This is a genomic window from Actinoplanes sp. NPDC048796, assembly GCF_040650035.1.
Lineage (GTDB): Bacteria > Actinomycetota > Actinomycetes > Mycobacteriales > Micromonosporaceae > Actinoplanes.
In genome coordinates this window covers 1-1,712 of sequence record NZ_JBEZGO010000035.1, presented here as the reverse complement: position 1 = coordinate 1,712, position 1,712 = coordinate 1, and the positions used below count along the sequence as shown (strand labels likewise).

The following is a 1,712-nucleotide window of genomic DNA, read 5'->3' as shown; positions in this document are numbered from 1 at the left end:
CCGTCGAAGGTGGGGCTGGCGATTGGGACGAAGTCGTAACAAGGTAGCCGTACCGGAAGGTGCGGCTGGATCACCTCCTTTCTAAGGAGCAACTATCCGCGGAAACGCGGACAGTGGCCCGCGATCTGCGAATGCCAGATCGGGGTGCTCATAGGCGGAGACACTGGCTAGTTCGACCCGGCAACGGCCGGCGAGTTCAGTACGGCCCGTAAGGGCATGGAACCTACTCGCTGGTGCGGCTGGTAAGAGCGCACAAGAAAGCACCCTGTTGGGTATCTGAAAGAACAACCATGCCGGCCTTCGGGCCGGGGTTGTTTTTCAGCACCAGGCACGATCTGGTTTCTCATACCGCGAACTGTGGTTCGGCTGGTGGGAAGCGTTGATGGTTGTGGGTTGGTCGTTGGTTGAGAATTGCACAGTGGACGCGAGCATCTTGTTTTTTGTGGTTAAGTTGTCAAGGGCGAACGGTGGATGCCTTGGCACCAGGAGCCGATGAAGGACGTGGGAGGCCGCGATAGGCCTGGGGGAGCTGTCAACCTAGCTGTGATCCCAGGGTGTCCGAATGGGGAAACCTGGCACGAGTCATGTCGTGTCATCCGCACCTGAATTCATAGGGTGTGTGAGGGGAACGCGGGGAAGTGAAACATCTCAGTACCCGTAGGAAGAGAAAACAACATGTGATTCCGTGAGTAGTGGCGAGCGAAAGCGGATCGAGCCTAAACCTTGTGCGTGTGATAGCTGTCAGGCGTTGCGCATAGGGGGTTGTGGGAGCTGTTCGGGAGTGCTGACACCTTCCAGAGAGTTACAAAGTCATGGGTTAGTTGAATGGTGTGGGAAAGCCAACCGTAGACGGTGAGAGTCCGGTAGACGAAAATTCATGACCTCTTTACAGATTTCCCGAGTAGCAGCGGACTCCTAGAATCTGCTGTGAATCTGCCAGGACCACCTGGTAAGGCTGAATACTTCCTGGTGACCGATAGCGGACGAGTACCGTGAGGGAATGGTGAAAAGTACCCCGGGAGGGGAGTGAAATAGTACCTGAAACCGTTCGCCTACAATCCGTCAGAGCCTTTAGGGGTGATGGCGTGCCTTTTGAAGAATGAGCCTGCGAGTTAGTGGCATGTGGCGAGGTTAACCTGTGTGGGGTAGCCGTAGCGAAAGCGAGTCTGAAGAGGGCGTCTTGAGTCGCATGTTCTAGACCCGAAGCGGGGTGATCTAGCCATGGGCAGGTTGAAGCGTGGGTAAGACTGCGTGGAGGACCGAACCCACCAACGTTGAAAAGTTGGGGGATGACCTGTGGTTAGGGGTGAAAGGCCAATCAAACTCCGTGATAGCTGGTTCTCCCCGAAATGCATTTAGGTGCAGCGTCGTGTGTTTCTTGCCGGAGGTAGAGCACTGGATGGTCTAGGGGGCCTACAAGCTTACCGAAATCAGCTAAACTCCGAATGCCGGTAAGTGAGAGCGCGGCAGTGAGACTGCGGGGGATAAGCTTCGTAGTCGAGAGGGAAACAGCCCAGATCACCAGCTAAGGCCCCTAAGCGTGTGCTAAGTGGAAAAGGATGTGGGGTCGCTTAGACAACCAGGAGGTTGGCTTAGAAGCAGCCATCCTTTAAAGAGTGCGTAATAGCTCACTGGTCAAGTGGTTCCGCGCCGACAATGTAGCGGGGCTCAAGCACACCGCCGAAGCTGTGGCATTCACACAATACATCCGC

General features: G+C 55.5%; 2 rRNA genes. Both read left to right on the top strand.

Annotated features, from left to right (window positions below):
- Positions 1 to 81: ribosomal RNA gene (locus AB0C26_RS46385) — 16S ribosomal RNA — on the top strand; the annotation flags it as partial.
- 363 nt (positions 82 to 444) lie between these two features.
- Positions 445 to 1,712: ribosomal RNA gene (locus AB0C26_RS46380) — 23S ribosomal RNA — on the top strand; the annotation flags it as partial.